The organism is Bradyrhizobium sp. USDA 3315 (genome assembly GCF_054056795.1).
In genome coordinates, this window is record NZ_JBSRYP010000001.1 from 6,716,615 (window position 1) to 6,731,973 (window position 15,359).

Annotated in this window: 12 protein-coding genes and 1 pseudogene; 6 read left to right on the forward strand and 7 right to left on the reverse strand. The window is 65.7% G+C overall.

The annotated features are described in order from the left end of the window. The first annotated feature begins 11 nt into the window (after positions 1-11). The 3 genes and pseudogenes from ACVIYL_RS31495 (at position 12) to ACVIYL_RS31505 (ending at position 2,532) form a co-directional block, all read left to right on the forward strand. Positions 12-949, forward strand: a pseudogene (locus ACVIYL_RS31495) (DUF2380 domain-containing protein). Between the two features lie 137 nt (positions 950-1,086). Continuing rightward, positions 1,087-1,998 (forward strand): amino acid ABC transporter substrate-binding protein, encoded by a 912-nt coding sequence (locus ACVIYL_RS31500; protein WP_456780454.1) that lies wholly within the window; start codon positions 1,087-1,089, stop codon positions 1,996-1,998. 384 nt (positions 1,999-2,382) lie between these two features. Further along, complete coding sequence (locus ACVIYL_RS31505; protein WP_310879564.1) at positions 2,383-2,532, forward strand: hypothetical protein; 150 nt, start codon at positions 2,383-2,385, stop codon at positions 2,530-2,532. A 54-nt stretch (positions 2,533-2,586) separates the two neighbouring features. Here ACVIYL_RS31505 and ACVIYL_RS31510 read toward each other — a convergent pair whose 3' ends face one another. Continuing rightward, entirely contained in the window at positions 2,587-2,991 is a 405-nt protein-coding gene (locus tag ACVIYL_RS31510) for a hypothetical protein (protein WP_456780455.1), read from the reverse strand. A gap of 229 nt (positions 2,992-3,220) precedes the next feature. Here ACVIYL_RS31510 and ACVIYL_RS31515 point away from each other — a divergent pair, with 229 nt between their 5' ends. Both ACVIYL_RS31515 and ACVIYL_RS31520 read left to right on the forward strand, forming a co-directional pair. Beyond that, positions 3,221-4,420 carry an NADH:flavin oxidoreductase/NADH oxidase gene (locus tag ACVIYL_RS31515; RefSeq protein ID WP_456780456.1) on the forward strand — a complete coding sequence of 400 codons (1,200 nt, stop codon included), beginning with the start codon at positions 3,221-3,223 and terminating at the stop codon, positions 4,418-4,420. A gap of 153 nt (positions 4,421-4,573) precedes the next feature. Further along, entirely contained in the window at positions 4,574-5,932 is a 1,359-nt protein-coding gene (locus tag ACVIYL_RS31520; RefSeq protein ID WP_456780457.1) for a S41 family peptidase, read from the forward strand. Positions 5,933-6,149: 217 nt separating this feature from the next. Here the strand turns inward: ACVIYL_RS31520 and ACVIYL_RS31525 are convergent, their stop codons facing one another. From ACVIYL_RS31525 to ACVIYL_RS31545, 5 genes are all read right to left on the reverse strand, one after another. After that, on the reverse strand, positions 6,150-8,882 hold the full coding sequence (locus ACVIYL_RS31525; RefSeq protein WP_456780458.1) for a bifunctional diguanylate cyclase/phosphodiesterase: 2,733 nt from the start codon (positions 8,880-8,882) through the stop codon (positions 6,150-6,152). Between the two features lie 157 nt (positions 8,883-9,039). Then, complete coding sequence (gene moaC / locus ACVIYL_RS31530) at positions 9,040-9,567, reverse strand: cyclic pyranopterin monophosphate synthase MoaC (RefSeq protein WP_050384518.1); 528 nt, start codon at positions 9,565-9,567, stop codon at positions 9,040-9,042. 4 nt (positions 9,568-9,571) lie between these two features. Beyond that, positions 9,572-10,393 (reverse strand): indole-3-glycerol phosphate synthase TrpC, encoded by an 822-nt coding sequence (gene trpC / locus ACVIYL_RS31535; RefSeq protein WP_456780459.1) that lies wholly within the window; start codon positions 10,391-10,393, stop codon positions 9,572-9,574. 15 nt (positions 10,394-10,408) lie between these two features. Beyond that, positions 10,409-11,422: an anthranilate phosphoribosyltransferase gene (gene trpD, locus ACVIYL_RS31540; RefSeq protein ID WP_456780460.1), complete on the reverse strand. Its 1,014-nt coding sequence runs from the start codon at positions 11,420-11,422 to the stop codon at positions 10,409-10,411. Between the two features lie 70 nt (positions 11,423-11,492). Next, on the reverse strand, positions 11,493-13,394 hold the full coding sequence (locus ACVIYL_RS31545) for a SurA N-terminal domain-containing protein (protein ID WP_438071760.1): 1,902 nt from the start codon (positions 13,392-13,394) through the stop codon (positions 11,493-11,495). Positions 13,395-13,636: 242 nt separating this feature from the next. On the opposite strand from ACVIYL_RS31545, the gene tpiA reads away from it, so the two are divergent. Next, complete coding sequence (gene tpiA, locus ACVIYL_RS31550) at positions 13,637-14,389, forward strand: triose-phosphate isomerase (RefSeq protein ID WP_456780461.1); 753 nt, start codon at positions 13,637-13,639, stop codon at positions 14,387-14,389. 57 nt (positions 14,390-14,446) lie between these two features. Here tpiA and ACVIYL_RS31555 read toward each other — a convergent pair whose 3' ends face one another. Beyond that, positions 14,447-15,283, reverse strand: coding sequence for an IS5 family transposase (locus ACVIYL_RS31555; protein ID WP_253608194.1), 837 nt, complete (start codon positions 15,281-15,283; stop codon positions 14,447-14,449). Between the last annotated feature and the right edge of the window lie 76 nt (positions 15,284-15,359).

Below are 15,359 nucleotides of genomic sequence, written 5' to 3' on the forward strand. Positions count from 1 at the left end.
AGGCCCAGACCATGCGACAATCCCGTCTTGTCTTGTACGCCCTCGCGTTGACCGGCCTTCTGGCCGGACCTTGTCAGTTGCGCGCCGAAACGGGCACGGTGCCAGCATCTCAGCTTGGCGTCAGCATCGATGATTTCAGTTATGTCGACACCTCGGGCGAGGTCCTCGATCAGACTGCCGCGCATCAGAAGCGGCTCGATGCGTTCATGCGCGCGCTGCGCGCCGACATCGCCGCGGAGCCGCGCTATCGCCTGGTGCCATCGAAGGCACCCGCAGGCGAGGCCCGGATCAAGGTGGTCGGTGGCGTTCAGAAGATGAGCACGCTGGTGCAGTGGGCCAAGGTGGCGGTCGTCGATGTCGAAGGGAGCCGCGTGCTGTACGAAAAGCTCTACACGTTTCGCGGCGACAATGACGAGGCATGGGACCATGCACGGGTGTTCGTGTCGCGCGAGGTGCGCAGCGTCCTCGCGGGCGTGTTGCCGTCGACGCAGACCGCCACGGCTGCGCCGATCGGGCTTGCGGTGTTCGAATTCGAGCTTGAGGACACCTCCGCGGCGCCGGCATCCGGTCTTGCCGACGCCGATGCGGCCTACCTCGCCGATGTGACCAAGGGCGTGCGTGACCGGCTTGCGCAGTCGGGCCGCTACCGCCTGGTCGATACCGGCGGCGCGACCGCGGAGCTCGTCAAGGCACGTGCGCTGCGCGACTGCGATGGCTGCGAGGCCGCGATTGCACAGCAGCTCGGCGCCGATCAATCGCTGATCGGCGTGATCAGGCGGGTCAGCCGGACCGAATACACGATCGGCTTCCAGCTGCGCGACGCCCGCAGCGGCGCGGTCGTCTCACGCGGCGACAGCGGGGCCTGCGGATGGGCGCCGATTATTCCTGGACCCGTGGCGCGGTCCGCCTGGTCGGCGATCGCCTGCTCGAAGGTGGGGCGCAGCGCTAGGGATGCTTCGCGGCTGCGGCTGCAACTCTGGCAGGCGGACCATAGCAAAGTGCGATAGCTGCTAGACACACCGTCGTCTGGCTCCGGGCTCATGCGTGCGCTATCACCGCCGCCCGATCACCGCACAGGAGCCGCCGATGCGTTTGCCCGCCATCTTCTTCGCCCTCACGCTCGCGGCAAGCCCCGCGGCGGCCGAGGAGCTGTCGGGCACGCTGCAGAAGATCAAGGAGACGAAGAAGGTCACGCTCGGCTTTCAGGAGGCTTCCGTTCCCTTCAGCTATCTCGACGACAATCAGCGGCCGATCGGCTTTGCGCTCGACATCTGCCTGAAGATCGTCGATGCCGTGAAGAAGGAGCTCGGCGCATCTGACATCGCCATCGATTACCTCCCGGTGACCTCGTCGAACCGCATTCCGCTGATGGTCAACGGCACGATCGATTTGCATTGCTCGGCGACCACCAACAGCGCGGACCGCCAGAAGCAGGTGACCTTCACCAACACGCACTTTCTCAGCGCGACACGCTTTGCCGCCAAGAGATCCGCAGGGATCAACACGATCGACGATCTCAAGGGCAAGTCCGTCACCGCCGTTGCGGGCTCGGTGAACCTCACGCAGCTCATCAAGGTCAACACCGAACGCAAGCTCGGCATCAACGTCCTCCCGGCCAAGGACCAGGCCGAGGCGTTCCTGATGCTGGAGACCGATCGCGCCCAGGCCTACGCGCTCGACGACGTCCAGCTCGCCGTTGCCATCGCGCGGTCGAAGGAGCCTTCGCTCTACATGATCAGCGAGGAGGCGTTCTCGAAGGCCGAGCCGTTCGGCATCATGCTGCGCAGGGAGGACACCCCGTTCAAGGCGCTCGCCGACCGCGCCACGGCGGAGCTCTACAAGAGCCCCGAGATTGAGGTCATGTACAGGACGTGGCTGGAAGCGCCGACCCCGCCGAAAGGCATCAGTTACAACGTGCCGATGTCGCCGGCGCTGCGCCACGCGTTCGCCAATCCGAGCTCGAGCTTCGATCCTGATGTATACGAGGTCGGCAAGTAGCGTCATTTGCGGGCGTGCCCTTCGCTCACCCCGCGACCAACAGCAGTCCGCGTGCAGCTCCAATGATTTGCGGCCCCAGCGTGACGGCTGGGGCCGCAGGAGGTGGTGTGTGCCTCTGGGGCAATGAATCAGAGGACAGCCACTGAACCGCACATCGATGACAATGTTCCAACCGGCTGCGGCCGGCCGTGCCATGCTGCCATGCAGACTGAGAAGCTTGCAGACCGCGCCACGACCGTACCATCATGACGTCGGCCGGTCCGAATCGAATGCGGGCCTGGTGGACGTCTCCAGCGTCGGCCTTCGGCCCCAAAGGGTGCCGGGGTCACATTTCTGCTTGCAGCTGATTTTTCTCGCTATGCCGATTGTTCTGCGGAGCCGACATTGAACCACGACGCATTGGCCAAGCTCACCGTCACCATCATTGTCCTGGTCGCGTTGCTGATATGGCGCGTTGCTGACCAGAAGAAATCGATTGAATGCGGCGCAAATTGCCCAACCGACCTCTCTGCGAGCCGGAAGGCCGCCCAATAATATCTGAGCGACTCGATCCCGGTTCACGGCCGCCTGGTCAGCATGGCGCGTAGCCTAGCGCTTTGCGGGTGGGCCGCTCTTGTTGCCTGGTTGTCCCTTGATGTTCGACGAATCCTGTTCCTGGACATGCAGGTTCTGCGAGTTCGAGCCGACCGTGCCTTGCTTGGCGGGCGGCCCGCTCTTGTTGCCCGGCGCGCCGGCGATTCCGGTTCCGGAACTTTGAGCGCTCGGGGACGTCGTGGCGTTTGGGGAACCGGCGGCCGTGTCGGGGCGCCCCGGAGGCGTTGCGGCCGCGCCGGGCCTGTCCTGATCGCCGACATAGCCGGATTCACCGGAGTTGCGGGTCTTGGCACCCTTGTCGGCCTCGTTTTGCAGGTTCTGGGCAACCGCGTGTTGCGCCAGTATCGGGCCGGTTGCCATGGCACCGGCGATGAGCAGTGCGATTGTGCGGGTTCTCATGAGTGTCCCTCTTCGGGTTACCGGGGACAACACGCATCGCGATCATCATTTCCTGTGCGCGCGAAAAATCGCCGCGAGGGAACAGGCATCGCGAACCTGGCGCGATCCGTTCGAGTGGCCATTGCGGCCGCCGGCGCGCCTCTATCGGCCATCGCGCGGTGCGTATATCGTCCGCGCCAAACACAAGATCGGTCCCGCACGCCGGGTAACGACGCCTAATGAGGAAGCGATGTCCGACATGCTGCTGTTTTCGCCAATGACCATCCGCGGCGTCACGCTGAAGAACCGCATCGTGGTGCCGCCGATGCACCAGTATTCCGCCGAGAAGGGCTTTCCGACCGACTGGCATCTGATGAATGCCGGCAAGTTCGCCGCCGGCGGCGCCGGTCTCGTGATCGTCGAATCGACCAAGGTCGAGCGGCGCGGCTGCGGCACGATCGGCGATCTCGGCATTTGGGACGACAAGTTCATCGCGCCGCTCAGCCGCCTCGTCGGCTTCATCAAGCAGCAAAATGCGGTCGCCGGCATCCAGCTCGGCCATTCCGGCCGCAAGGCGCGCGCGAGTCGGCCCTGGGAGGGCGATCGCCCGCTCGAACGCACCGCCGAGATCGAGGACGAGGACTGGGATGCCTGGACGCCGGTGGCGCCGAGCGCGATCGCCCATAGCGAGCGCTGGCCGGTGCCGCGCGCGCTGGACACGCATGAGGTGAAGGACCTCGTCGCAGCCTGGGGGCAGGCGGCACGACGCGCCCATGCGGCAGGGTTCGAGGTGCTGGAACTGCACGGCGCCCATGGCTATCTCGTGCACGAATTCCTCTCCGGGCGCTCCAACCAGCGCAGCGACGAATATGGCGGCTCGGAAGCCAACCGGATGCGCTTCCTGATCGAGGTCACCGAGGCGGTGCGGGCGCACTGGCCGGATCACAAGCCGCTGTTCGTGCGGCTGTCGGTCGAGGACAACGCCGGCTGGGGCCCGGAGCAGAGCGCGCGGCTCGCCAGGATCCTGAAAGCGAAGGGCGTCGACGTGATCGACTGCTCGTCGGGCGGAATCAGCGAAATGGCGCCGATCCTGGGCAAGGAGATCAAATACAACTATCAGGTGCCGCTCGCGGAATATGTCCGCACCCATGCCGATATCATGACCATGGCGGTCGGCCTGATCATCCACGGGGACCAGGCCGAACAAATCCTGCGTGATAAACAAGCAGATTTGATCGCGGTCGGCCGGGAAATCCTCAATAACCCGAACTGGCCGATGGACGCCGCGCTCAAGCTCGGCGTCGAGGGGCCGTTCCGCAATGTTCCTCCGCAGTTCGGCTACTGGCTGGGCACGCGGGCCAAGCGCGGATTCGGCACCCAGCCGTCGACCTGGCAGAACGGGTTGCGGGAGACTGGGCCAAAGGCCGACGAAAGGCTGACAGGGGGCTGACAAGAGGCCGATCCGGGCACCGTGACAGGACCGTAATGGTCCGGTGACAAGGCGGCCTTGATCCGACCAAAAAGCCGTTGTGTGGTGCCCCGCGTCGGGGTGGGGCCGAATGTTGCGAAACGTTGCCGGCCGTTAGCGAAGGGATCACGGATAATGCGCAAACATGTTGGCTTCTTGCTCGGGACGGTCGCGGGCGCGTGTCTCACCCTGCTCGTGGCCTCGCCGCAGGGCGCGCATCTGTTCGCCGTCGCCAACGCCGCCGCGCATTCCGACAACAGCAACACCTATTCGCAGCTCAACCTGTTCGGCGAGGTGTTCGAGAAGGTCAAGACCGACTACGTCGAGAAGCCCGAGGACTCCAAGCTCGTCGAGGGCGCGATCAACGGCATGATCTCCTCGCTCGATCCGCACTCCCGCTACATGAACGAGAAGGGCTGGGCGGAGATGCAGGAGACCACGCATGGCGAGTTCGGCGGGCTCGGCATCGAGGTCACCATGGAGGACGGCTTCGTCAAGGTGGTGGCGCCGATCGACGACACGCCGGCCTCGCGCGCCGGCATCATGTCGGGCGACGTGATCACCTCGATCGACGACGACCAGATCCAGGGCATGACGCTCGACCAGGCCGTCAACAAGATGAAGGGCGCGCCCAACAGCTCGATCCGGCTGAAGATCATCCGCAAGGATGCCGACAAGCCGATCGAGGTCTCGATTACGCGCGAGATCATCCGCGTGCGTCCGGTGAAGTATCATGTCGAGGGCGGCGACATCGGCTACATCAGGATCACCTCGTTCAACGAGCAGACCACCGAAGGTCTGCGCAAGGCGATCGGCGATATCCAGAAGCAGATCCCGCAGGACAAGCTCGCCGGCTACGTCGTCGACCTCCGCAACAATCCCGGCGGCCTGCTCGACCAGGCGGTCTCGGTGACCTCGACCCTGATGCAGCGCGGCGAGGTGGTCTCGACCCGCGGCCGCAATCCCGAGGAAACCCAGCGCTTCACCGCGCATGGCGGCGACATGACCAAGGGCAAGCCGCTCGTCGTCTTGATCAACGGCGGCTCGGCCTCGGCCTCCGAGATCGTCGCCGGCGCGCTGCATGACCACAAGCGCGCGACCCTGATCGGCACCCGCTCGTTCGGCAAGGGCTCGGTGCAGACCATCATTCCGCTCGGCACCAGCAACGGCGCGCTGGCGCTGACCACGGCGCGCTATTTCACGCCATCGGGCCATTCGATCCAGGCACTCGGCATCAAGCCCGACATCGAGGTGCTGCAGGACGTGCCGGACGAGTTCAAGACCCGCTCGGAGATCAAGGGCGAGGCCTCGATGCGCGGCCATCTCTCCGCCGAGGGCGCCGAGCAGACCGGCTCGCAATCCTACGTCCCGCCGGACGAGAAGAACGACAAGGCGCTGGCCGCGGCGTTCAACCAGCTGCGCGGCGTCACCGTCAACGCCGATGCCAAGAACGCCGACACCAAGGCCGCGCAGAAGCGGCCGGTGCCGAACTAGAACCTGTAGCCCGGATGGCTCCATCCGGGCTACGCAGCTGCCAAAATATCGAAAACAACCCCATGCAAAGGAGCCGGTGGCGGCTGGCGCTCGACCAAGCAACGCTCGACCAAGCACGCTCGACCAAGCAATTTGACACGTCGGGCAATTACAGGGTATTCTTCCAAAATTCCGAAATCGTACGGGCGCCCCTCGGGCTCCCGACTTCCGAGCAGCCTTACGCCGCGCCGGCGACCGGCTTGCGCCGCCGCGCCGTGCTCGCGCCCGCAGCGGGGCCGCGGCGGTGCCCGGCCAGTAGCTCGCGGATTTGGGCGGCGGGCTTTGGCGGGCTGAACAGATAGCCCTGCATTTCCGAGCAGCCGAGCTCGCGCAGCAATTGCTGCTGCTGCGCGGTTTCGACGCCTTCCGCCGTCGTCGTCATGCTGCGCTCGGCGGCGATGTTGACGACGGCCTCGACGATGCCGGCCGAGCCTTGCGGATCGGCGATGTCGGTGACGAAGCAGCGGTCGATCTTGATCTTGTCGAACGGGAACCGCTTCAAATAACTCAGCGACGAATAGCCGGTGCCGAAATCATCGAGCGCGATCCTGATCCCGATGGCGCGCAGCTGGTGCAGTGCGGCCAGCGCGGTCTCGTCGTCGCGGATCAGCACCGCCTCGGTGATCTCGAGCTCGAGCCTACTCGCTGACAGCCCCGACGCTGCAAGCGCCGCGATCACCTTGAGCGCCAGCGTGCCGCTGCGGAACTGCACCGGCGAGACGTTGACGGCGAGCCTGACGTGGTCGGGCCAGCTCACGGCTTCCTTGCAGGCCGTCATCAGCACCCACTCGCCGAGCTGGTTGATCAGGCCGGTCTCTTCCGCAATCGGCACGAATTCGGTCGGCGAGATCATGCCGCGCTGTGGATGGCGCCAGCGCACCAGCGCCTCGCAGCCGGTGATCTCGTTGCTGCGCAGGTCGACGCAGGGCTGGTAATGCACTTCGAGCCCGCTGCCGGCGGCGATCGTCTGCCGCAACTCCATCTCGAGCTCGCGGCGGGCGCGGGCGTCGGCATCCATCGCCGGCTCGAAGAAGCGGAAGACGCGCCGGCCGGCCGACTTCGCCGCATACATCGCAAGATCGGCGTTCTTCATGATCTGGTCGAGATCGGTGCCGTCCTTCGGCGCCAGTGCGATGCCGATGCTGGCGTCGGTCGTGACCTGGTGGCCGAGGCATTGATAGGGCGCGCGGATCACCTCGTAGATGCGCGCGACGAGGTCGGCGACCTCGGCCTCGCTCTTCACCCTGGTCTGCACGATCGCGAACTCGTCGCCGCCGAGGCGGGCGACGAAATCGCCTTCGCCGATCACGCCGCTCAGCGTCCGCGCCACGGACTTGAGAAGCTCGTCGCCGACCATGTGGCCGAGCGAGTCGTTGACGCCCTTGAATTCGTCGATGTCGATATAGAGCACCGCAAGCTGGCTGTCGGGCGTGACATGCGGCAGCTCGCGCCTGATCTCCTCGTGGAACAGCGCGCGGTTCGGCAGGTCGGTGAGTGCATCGTAGTGGGCAAGATGCGTGATGCGCTCCTCGGCGCGGCGGCGCTCGGTGACGTCCTCGTGGGTCGCAAGCCAGCCGCCGTCGGCCAGCGGCTCGTTGACGACCTGGATCGAGCGCCCGTCGGGCGTCGTGATCACCATGGTGTTGCGGATGCCGACGTCGCGCAGCACGAGATTGACGTAGCGCTCGACGTCGCCCTGGAACGAGCCGGTCCGGTGACGATGCACGATGACGTTGCGGAAGCTGCAGCCGGGCTTGATGATGTCGGCCGACAACCCGTACATCTCGATATAGCGCCTGTTGCAGATCACCAGGCACTGCGCGGCGTCGAACAGCAACAGGCCCTGCGTCATGTTGTTGACGGCGGTGTCGAGCCGCAGCTTCTCCAGCGTCAGGCGCTGCTGCTGGGCGCGATGCTGCTGCACCAGCTTGCGCACCACCAGCGTCAGCAGGATCGCGATCGCCAGCACCGAGATGCTGGTCACCGCGATCAGGATGCCGATCTGCTCGCGCCAGTTGGCGAGCGCCGCCTCGGTGGTGCTCGTCGCGACGACGACGATCGGGAATTTGGTCAGTGCCCGCGACGACACCAGGCGGTCCTTGCCGTCGACCGGGCTGGCGAGCCGCGTCGTGCTCTGCGGCAGCTCGAAAACCTGCTGCTGATTGACTGGACCGTTGCGGAAATTCCTCCCGATCAGCTCTTCGACATGGGGATAGCGTGCCAGCAGCGTGCCGTCGCGATGATGCATCGAGATCGCGGCGCCGTCGCCGAGCGCCACGGTGGAGAAGAACTTCTCGAAGGCCGCCGGCTCGATGCCGCGGCCGACCACGCCGAGGAATTCGCCGTGCGGACCGGTGACCTTGCGGACGATAACGGTGGTCCAGTTTCCGGTGATGCGGCTCACCACCGGCGCGACCTGCATGTCGGGCGAATAGGGGCTCGACTTGAAGATCTGGAAGTAGGGGCGGTCGGCAATGCTTGCCTGCGGCAGCGGCCAGGCGCCCGAGCTGTTGATCAGAACGCCGTCGGCGTCGAACACGTTGAGGCTGCCGACATTGGACAGCGCGTCCATCTTGGATTTGAGCATCGCATGGATGTCGGCGGCCGACATCCGGCGCCTGTAGTTCTCCGGCGTCGCGATTGCATTGTCGCGCATGAACGTGATCAGGTCGCGCTGGACGACTTCGAGATCGTCGAGCTGCTGGTCGAAATGCCGCGCCAGCAGCAGTACGGTGTTCTCGAGCTCACGCTCGCTGTTGTGCAAGGCGCGATCGCGGAAATTCTCCGCCATCAGCGTAGCGCCGATCGCGATCGCGGCCATCAGCACGGCGCCGCCGAGGATCAGCCAGCGGATCGGACCGCTGCCGATCACCGATTTGATGTTGAACGTGGCGCTGCCGTTTGGAGTCATTTGCCGCAATCGCTTCCAGGTGTTTCACCCGGAAGTAGGTCTCGTGCACCCCCGGCCCGCGAAAGTCGTATCCAATCGAAATGGAGCGCGGGTTAGCGAGATTGGTTAATGAAACCTTGCGGGCATTGGCGACAGGCCGTCGCGTGCGTACCGGCGATCACGCGCCGGCGCGATAGTGCCCCGATTTGCCGCCGATCTTCTCGACGAGGTGGATGCCCTCGATGCGGATGCCGCGGTCGACCGCCTTGACCATGTCGTAGATCGTCAGGCATGCGACCGAGACTGCGGTCAGCGCCTCCATTTCGACGCCGGTCGGCCCCGTCACCTTGACGCTGGCGCGGACGATGCAGCCGGGCAGCTTGCGGTCGGGTGTGATGTCGATCGTGACCTTGGTCAGCGCCAGTGGATGGCAGAGCGGGATCAATTCCGACGTTCGCTTCGCCGCCATGATGCCGGCGATGCGCGCCGTCGCAAGCACGTCGCCCTTCTTGGCCTGGCCGGTTTCGATCAGCGCCAGCGTCGCCTTGCTCATCACGACGCGGCCTTCGGCGACGGCGGTCCGCTCGGTCGCGGGCTTGGCCGAGACGTCGACCATCCGCGCCTCGCCCTTGGCGTCGATATGGGTGAGGGCGGTGCCGGAGCCGGAAGGCTCGGCCTTGGTCTTGCCCTTGCTGTTCCGCGCCATTGCGTCAGCGCGTTGCGGTGGCGCGCGGGGCGGCCTGCCGCGTCAGCAAGGCGCGGGTGGCCGCGGTGACGTCCTGCTGGCGCATCAGGCTTTCACCGACCAGGAAGGTCGACATCCCGACCCGTTCGAGCCGGGCGAGATCGCCAGGCGTGAAGATGCCGCTCTCGCCGACCATCAGGCGGTCGGGCGGGATCAGCGATGCCAGCGCCTCGCTGGTCGCGAGCGTGGTCTCGAAGGTGCGCAGATTGCGGTTGTTGACGCCGATCATCGGCGAGCGAAGTTTCAAGGCACGGTCAAGCTCGGCGCGGTCGTGGATCTCGACCAGCACGTCCATGCCGTAGCCGAGCGCGGCGTCCTCGATCTCCCCGGCCGCCGCGTCGTCGAGCGCGGCCATGATGATCAGGATGCAGTCGGCGCCATGGGCGCGCGCTTCCGCTACCTGATAGGTGTCGAACATGAAATCCTTGCGCAGCACCGGCAGGCTGGTCGCCGCGCGGGCCGCAACCATGAAGTCGAGATGGCCCTGGAACGAGGGCGCGTCGGTCAACACCGACAGGCAGGCCGCGCCGCCGGCCTCATAGGCCTTCGCGAGCACGGGCGGATCGAAGTCGGCCCGGATCAAGCCCTTCGAGGGCGAGGCCTTCTTCACTTCCGCGATCAGCGCGTAGTCGCCGCGCGCATGCTTGTCCTTGAGGGCGCGGACGAAGCCGCGCGGGGCCGAGGCCGATTTGGCCTGCGCCTCGACCTCGGCGAGCGGATGGGCGCGCTTCGCGGCGGCGATCTCCTCGCGCTTGTAGGCCTCGATCTTGGTCAGGATGTCCGACATCGCTTAGCGCCTTGCTTAACCGTTCGAAACCGCGACCAGATGCTTCAGCCGCGCGGCGGCAGCGCCGCTGTCGAGCGACTGCGCGCCGATCGCGACGCCTTCCTTGAGGTCCTTGGCGCGGCCGGCCACGATCAGCGCGGCGGCGGCGTTGAGCAGGGCGACGTCGCGATAGGCGCTCGGCTTGCCCTGCAGCACGCTGGAGAGTGCGATCGCGTTGGCATCGGCGTCACCGCCCTTCAGCGCCTCGCCGCCGACGCGGCCAAGGCCGGCATCCTCGGGCGTGACCTCTGATGTCCTGATCTCGCCGTTCTCGAGCGTCGCAACGAAGGTCGGGCCGGTGAGGGTGATCTCGTCGAGGCCGTCGGAGCCATGCACGACCCAGACCTTGTCGGAGCCGAGGTTCTTCAGCACCTGCGCCAGCGGCTGCACCCATTGGCGGGAGAACACGCCGACCATCTGCCGCTTGACGCCGGCCGGGTTCGACAGCGGGCCGAGCAGGTTGAAGATGGTGCGGGTGGCGAGCTCGACCCGGGTCGGACCGACATTCTTCATCGCCGGATGATGCGCGGGCGCGAACATGAAGCCGATGCCGGCTTCCTTGACGCAGCGCCCCACCTGTTCGGGCGTCAAATCGAGCTTGACGCCGAGCGAGGCCAGCACGTCGGCGGCGCCCGAACGCGACGACAATGCGCGGTTGCCGTGCTTCGCCACAGGCACGCCGGCGCCGGCCACGATGAAGGCCGCGCAGGTCGAGACGTTGACCGAGCCGGAGCCGTCGCCGCCGGTGCCGACGATGTCGATGGCCTCCGCCGGCGCCGTGACCGGCAGCATCTTGCCGCGCATCGCGGTGACGGCGCCGGTGATCTCCTCGACGGTCTCGCCGCGCACCCGCAGCGCCATCAATAGCCCGCCCATCTGCGAGGGCGTGGCTTCGCCCGACATCATGCTGTCGAAGGCGGACGCGGCCTCTTCACGCGTCAGCGTGGCGCCGGTGGCGACTTTTCCGATGATCGATTTCAGGTCGTCCATTCGCTGGCTCAGGGTCTGTTGTTGGAGCTTGATCGCCGCGCAGCGCGTCGTCGCGCTGTCCCGATCATGCTCAATTATTTGCGCCTGTCACCTGTGCGAAGGCTGCCTGGTTGATGGTCACGCCGATATCGGACTCGATCTTCGTGACATATTGCGCGACCTGCTCGTCGCTGAGCGACCGCCGCAGCGCCTCGGTGAGCTGCTTGGCCGCGTCCGACGCGAAGTCGACCGGCGGCACCGTCACGTTGGTGACGCGGAAGACCACCCACTGGCTGCCGCCGGCGACGGAGGTCTGTCCATCGCCGTCCTTGGCGGTCCGGAATGCGGCCGCAATCACGCCTGCCGGCACGGCAGGCAGCGAGGCCTCGCGGTTGAAATTCGCCGCGGTTTCGACCTTGACGCCGGCAGCGGCGGCTTCGTCGGCGAGCTTGGCGCCGCTGTCGAGCTTCTGGACGATCTCGGTCGCCTTGGCGCGCAGCTTGGTGGAGATCTGGTCTTCGCGCCACTTGGCCTCGACCTGATCGCGAACCTCGTCGAGGCTGCGCTCGCGCGACGGCGTGATGCCGAGCACGTCGTACCAGACATAGCCGCCGTTGAACTGGATCGGGTCGTTGTCGACGCCGACGTCGCTGTTGAAGGCCTGCGACACCACGTCGAGGCCGCGCGGGATGTTGGTCGCGACCTGGCCGTTCGGCAGCCGCCCGGAGCGATCGACCGCGTCAATGGTGACGGGCGTCAGCTTCAGTTTCTGTGCGGCTTCGACGACGCTGGCGCCGCCGCCGCGCTCGTCTTCCATCTTGTCGCGCAGGTCGGCGACCTTGGTGCGGGCGCGCTCGGAGGCGATCTCGTTCTTCACCTGCTGGGCGAGGCTCTCATAGCTCGGGGTCGCGCCGGGCTCGACCTTGCCGACCTTGACCAGCGCGACGCCGAAGCGGCCCTGCACCGGCTGGCTGACTTCGCCGGCGGCCAGGGAGAAGGCGGCATCGGCGACGGCCGGATCGAGGATCGCCGACTTCGCGACCAGCCCGAGATTGACGTCGGCCAGATTGAGGTTGCGCTCCTTGGCGATGTCGTCGAACGACGTGCCCGACGCAATCCGCCCGCGCGCGGCCTGCGCCTCGCCGGCGTCCGGAAACACGATCTGCGAGACCTCGCGCTTCTCCGGCGTGCTGAGCCGGTCCTTGCGCTCCTCGAAGATCTTCCTGGCGTCCTCGTCCGACACCGTTTCCCACTTGCCGATTTCCTCGGGCGTGATGGCGACGAAGGAGATCTTGCGGTATTCGGGCGCGCGGAACTGGGCCTTGTGGTCCTCGAAATAGGCGGCGAGCGCCTCGGGCGAGGGCGGATCGATGGTGCCGGCCTGCGCGGCGCCGAGCGTGATGTAGTCGATCGAACGCTGCTCGTTCTGGAACCGGGTCAGCGCCTCGACCAGCGATTTCGACGGCTCGATCCCGGACGAGATGGTGCCGGCGATCTGCCGCCTGAGGCCAACGCGGCGCTGCTCGGCGATGTAGCGGCCTTCGGTATAGCCATAGTTGCGGATCACGGCCTGGAAACGCTGCGGGTCGAACTGGTTGTTGAGGCCCTTGAAGTTCGGATCGTTGTAGATCGCGCGCAGCACCTCGGCGTCGGACACGTTGAGGCCCATGCGGCGTGCTTCCTCGTCCATCGCGGCTTCCGCAAGCGTCTGCTGCAGCACCTGGCGGTCAATGCCGAAGGCGCGCGCCTGGTCCGGCGTCAGCGGGCGGCCGAACTGACGGCCAAGCTGCTGCAGGCGGTCGGTATAGATCTGGCGGAACTGCTCGGCCGAAATCTCGGTCCCGCCCACCTTGGCGAAGGTCGACTGGCCAAACCCCTTGAAAATGTCGGCAATGCCCCAAATTCCGAAACTGACGATCAAAACGCCCATCACCACGGCCATAATCGTCTTGCCGAGCCAGTTTGATGAGGCTTTCCGCATTCCTCGAAGCATGGGTCCAACTTGTTTTGCAGGAGGGGAACCGGGTCGTGCCCAATGGGGAGCCGAAAGTCGAGGCTTTTGTCCCGCAGCAGGGCGTCACCGGGTTGAAAACCCATCATAAAGTGGCCGAAGCGCCCCCGCAACCTTGGCCGCGCGGGCGGAAGCGTCGCACGGTGTGCGCGAAGCCGCGCTCTGGAAGTCGCCGCCCGGCTCTGATAGCGCAGGGACACGCTTGAACGATGGGAAAATCCGACATGACCGACGCCATCCGGCCGCTGATCGCCGGCAACTGGAAAATGAACGGCCTGAAATCCTCTTTTGCCGAGTTCGACGCGATGCTGGCCGGCGCCGGCGATGTCGCCGGGAAAGCTGATCTCCTGGTCTGTCCGCCCGCGACATTGGTCGGGGCGTTCGCCGATAAGGCACGCGGCTCGAAGGTCGCGGTCGGCGCCCAGGATTGCCATCCCAAGGCATCGGGCGCCCACACCGGCGATCTCTCGGCGGAGATGTTCAGGGATCTCGGCGCGGTCGCGATCATCGTCGGCCATTCCGAGCGGCGCGCTGACCACGGCGAGACCGACGCCTTGATTCGGCAGAAGGCGGAGGCCGTCTGGCGCGCCGGGTTGACCGCGATCGTCTGCATCGGCGAGACGCGCGAGCAGCGCGACGCCGGCAAGACGCTCGATGTCTGCGGTACCCAGCTTGCGGGCTCGCTGCCCGACGGCTCGACCGCGGCCAACCTGGTGGTGGCCTATGAGCCGGTCTGGGCGATCGGCACCGGCCTGACCCCGACCGCCAAGGATGTCGAGGAAATTCATAGGTTTATCCGAGGTCAGCTCACCGATCGCTTCAAGGGCGAGGGAAACAGGATCAGGATCCTCTATGGCGGCTCGGTCAAGCCGTCGAACGCGGCCGAGCTGATGGCGGTCGCCAACGTCAACGGCGCCCTGGTCGGCGGCGCCAGCCTGAAGGCGTCGGACTTTTTGGCGATCGCTGCGGGGTGTTAGGGCTGCCCCTTTCGCACCGAGCTCTCACACCGTCATCCTGAGAGTCTGACTCATAAATCACCCAACCTTAGCTGCAGCCGCGAGTCTGCGGGTCAGGAGCCTGATGTGTGCAATCAGCAGCCAGGCAGCTTCGGTTGCCACCGTCGCCTCGAAGTCCTTGGCGAGGCGGCGGCATCTGCCGAACCAAGCGAATGTGCGTTCAACCACCCACCGCCTCGGCAGAAGCTGGAAGCCTTTGACGCCTTGAGGCCGCTCGACGATCTCGACAGTCCATGGACCGCAGTCTGAGAGCGCGTCGAGGAGTTGATTTCCGCGGTAGACCCGGTCGGCAAAGACGTGGCGCAGCCGGGGGAAGTTCATCCGCACGTTCTTCAGCAGCGGTACGGCGCCATGGCAGTCCTGAACGTTGGCCGGATGAACATGAACCCCGAGGAGGAGGCCATTGGTATCCGTCACGATATGCCGCTTGCGGCCGTAGATGCGCTTGCCTGCATCGTAGCCGCGCGGTCCGCCAGCTTGGGTGGTCGGCGCACTTTGACTGTCGATCACGGCTGCCGTCGGCTTCGGTGTCCGTCCAAGCTTTTTTCGCGCCCGTCGGACAAGCACGCTGACAATCCTCTGCCACCGGCCTGTATCCCGCCATCTATAAAAATAGCCCTGCACCGTCGAATAGGGCGGGAACTCCTGCGGCAACGCCCGCCACTGGCAGCCGGTCGAAACGATATAGAGGATCGCTTCGATCACACGACGCAGCTCCGTCTTACGCGGCCGGCCGCGCCGGTTCGCTCGCGGCAACAGGCGTCTGATCAGCGCCCACTCCGCATCGGTCATATCGCTTGCATAACGCAGATCGTCCCGCCGATATTGCTCCCGAGTGATCTTGGTCCAGGGCATCGTGCTCTCCCTCGAATCTTTGCAAATCCGATGGAATCACACCCCACTGAGATCACTCACCCATTTTTCAGTCAGG

Coding starts and splice junctions, on each gene's coding strand:
- ACVIYL_RS31500 (WP_456780454.1), top strand. CDS start 1,087: ATGCGTTTGCCCGCCATCTTCTTCGCCCTCACGCTCGCGGCAAGCCCC.
- ACVIYL_RS31510 (WP_456780455.1), bottom strand. CDS start 2,991: ATGAGAACCCGCACAATCGCACTGCTCATCGCCGGTGCCATGGCAACC.
- ACVIYL_RS31515 (WP_456780456.1), top strand. CDS start 3,221: ATGTCCGACATGCTGCTGTTTTCGCCAATGACCATCCGCGGCGTCACG.
- ACVIYL_RS31520 (WP_456780457.1), top strand. CDS start 4,574: ATGCGCAAACATGTTGGCTTCTTGCTCGGGACGGTCGCGGGCGCGTGT.
- ACVIYL_RS31525 (WP_456780458.1), bottom strand. CDS start 8,882: ATGACTCCAAACGGCAGCGCCACGTTCAACATCAAATCGGTGATCGGC.
- moaC (WP_050384518.1), bottom strand. CDS start 9,567: ATGGCGCGGAACAGCAAGGGCAAGACCAAGGCCGAGCCTTCCGGCTCC.
- trpC (WP_456780459.1), bottom strand. CDS start 10,393: ATGTCGGACATCCTGACCAAGATCGAGGCCTACAAGCGCGAGGAGATC.
- trpD (WP_456780460.1), bottom strand. CDS start 11,422: ATGGACGACCTGAAATCGATCATCGGAAAAGTCGCCACCGGCGCCACG.
- ACVIYL_RS31545 (WP_438071760.1), bottom strand. CDS start 13,394: ATGCTTCGAGGAATGCGGAAAGCCTCATCAAACTGGCTCGGCAAGACG.
- tpiA (WP_456780461.1), top strand. CDS start 13,637: ATGACCGACGCCATCCGGCCGCTGATCGCCGGCAACTGGAAAATGAAC.
- ACVIYL_RS31555 (WP_253608194.1), bottom strand. CDS start 15,283: ATGCCCTGGACCAAGATCACTCGGGAGCAATATCGGCGGGACGATCTG.